A 2,202-nucleotide genomic window follows, 5' to 3' on the forward strand; every position below is an offset into this window, starting at 1 on the left:
GTCAGCAACGATTGTAAAATGTTGGAAAATACCGATTAGAAAATGTCGGTTTTCCAGCATTTTTTACGGTAAACTAAACGCATCTCACATTTGGAGGAATGGCAATGCGTTTAGATGTTAAACACTGTGTCCAGCAACATATTATGAACAAAATAAAGCCCAACTTCGCTGAACTTGGTCGGCGATATGGTGTTGATCCACGAACAGTAAAAAGATACTACAATCTAGGCTTACGCCCCCCAATGAGCACCCACACTCCTCACGGCGGCCAAGTAAGCTTGACAACTATCGAAAAACGATTGAGGAAAAGGTGCTTGAAGGCTGTTCGGCAACCGCAATTTATTACTTTATCAAGGAGCGTGGTTATCAAGGGAAACAAAGTATTCTCAGAGACTATTGTCGAACCATCAAGAAAGCTACAACCAAAAAGGCTACCATCCGAATTGAAACGTCGCCTGGGCTTTCGGCTCAAGTTGATTGGAAAGAAGACCTAACGTTAGTTTCTCGACATGGTGAGGTGGTCAAAGGCAACATCTTCTTATACGTTTTAGGTTACTCGCGAATGAAATACATGCAATTTACCTTTAACCGCAGCCAAACCACTTTTTTTGATTGCTTAACGAATGCGTTTTTGGCAACTGGAGGTGTGCCCAAAGAAATCTGGTTTGACAACCAAAAGGTTGTCGTTGACCATCATAAAAGTAATTTTGGGAAACCAGTATTCAATGAAACTTTCGTTGAATACGCTAAGGACGCTGGTTTCAAGCCAATTGCTTGTCGGCCGTTTCGACCACAAACCAAAGGGAAGGTCGAGGCATTGGCTAGAACTACGCAGCGAATCAAAGTGTACAATCATGAGTTTGAAGAGCCGCTAGACTTAGCCGAAATTGTCCATTTAACGTGTGATCAGCTGAATCACGAAAAATCCCAGGCAACGCAAATTCCCCCGTATTTACGACTTGATAAAGAAAAAGAGTATCTCCATGATTTTGATCACGATCTACTCGATGCCTATGCCAGCCAAACCGTCGCAAGGAAAGTTAGCAAGGAATCAATGATTGTCTTTCAAAATCGGAAATACTCCGTCCCTATCAGATATATTGACGAAACCGTACAAATTAAACACGATGACAATACTCTTTACGTTTATTATAGCGGAGAATTAATTCGTTCTCACCCTATTTCACCGAAAAGATTTAATTACCTCCGCGATGACATGGAAGAAATCGTCCGATCAGACCTTTATAAGAATCGTGATGACCAGGTCATTGATGATTACGTCGACCGAAACCTGAAGATGTTTGATGAAATGGAGTGAGGAAATGGCCAACTATCAAGCTTTATATACCAACCTTAGACAACTAAAATTAGATCGTTTCGCCGAACATTTAGGTTACCTATTGGATCACCAAGATGAAGCACCGAAATCCTTAAGCGATGCTTTATTCGAACTGACAACGGCCGAACTTAAATACCGAGAACAAAAAAAGATCAATTTGAGAATTAAACTAGCCCGCTTCCCATATGAAAAGACGTTAGCTGACTTTGATTTTAGTTATCAACCAGGAATTAGCCAAGCGATAATTGAGGACTTGGGATCGCTAAGATTCACCCAAGAAAATCAGAATATTTTGTTTATCGGCACCTCCGGTGTCGGTAAAACTCACCTAGCTACCGCCATTGGCATTGAAGGGTGTAAGCAAGGAGTTTCAACGCAGTTTATTCGGTGCAGTGATCTCATCAATAAACTCCAAACAGCACAAGTTCAAGGTCGGAGTGAAGAAGTGCTGCGCCGGTATGCCCGTTTTCAAATTCTAATTATCGACGAGATTGGTTATCTCCCAATTGAGTCAGTGGGCGCTAAGCTGTTTTTTCAACTAATCGAAAAACGATATGAACGGAAATCGACCATTATTACCACTAATATTCCGCTTTCTAAATGGGGAACCACTTTTTCAGATAAGATGTTGGCTAACGCCATTTTAGACCGGTTAGTTCACCATGCCAAAGTCATTCGAATCACCGGTCGATCGTATCGAATGAAAGACCATTTGATTGAAAAGAAGGATAATTCTGGGCCTGATTTATCAGGTTTCAGCTCACAAAATAAAGAAAGGAGCAGCGAGACACTGTAAATTTTATCGGTAAAAAACAGCATTTTTAAATCGGCAAAAAATGACATTTTCTAATCGGCGTTGACAA

Annotated in this window: 1 protein-coding gene and 1 pseudogene; both read left to right on the forward strand. The window is 41.0% G+C overall.

Annotation, left to right across the window (positions count from 1 at the left end; all coding sequences use genetic code 11):
- The first annotated feature begins 104 nt into the window (after window positions 1–104).
- Window positions 105–1,318 (forward strand): annotated as a pseudogene (istA, locus tag JCM14108_RS13715) (IS21 family transposase).
- 4 nt (window positions 1,319–1,322) lie between these two features.
- Window positions 1,323–2,135, forward strand: coding sequence for an IS21-like element helper ATPase IstB (istB, locus tag JCM14108_RS13720; RefSeq protein WP_051996241.1), 813 nt, complete (start codon window positions 1,323–1,325; stop codon window positions 2,133–2,135).
- Window positions 2,136–2,202 lie beyond the last annotated feature (67 nt).

The sequence above is a fragment of the Lentilactobacillus farraginis DSM 18382 = JCM 14108 genome (assembly GCF_000583655.1).
GTDB classification, from domain to species: Bacteria; Bacillota; Bacilli; order Lactobacillales; family Lactobacillaceae; genus Lentilactobacillus; species Lentilactobacillus farraginis.

Bases quoted from the DNA above. Each gene is read 5' to 3' on its own strand.
- istB (WP_051996241.1), top strand. From the start codon at position 1,323: ATGGCCAACTATCAAGCTTTATATACCAACCTTAGACAACTAAAATTA.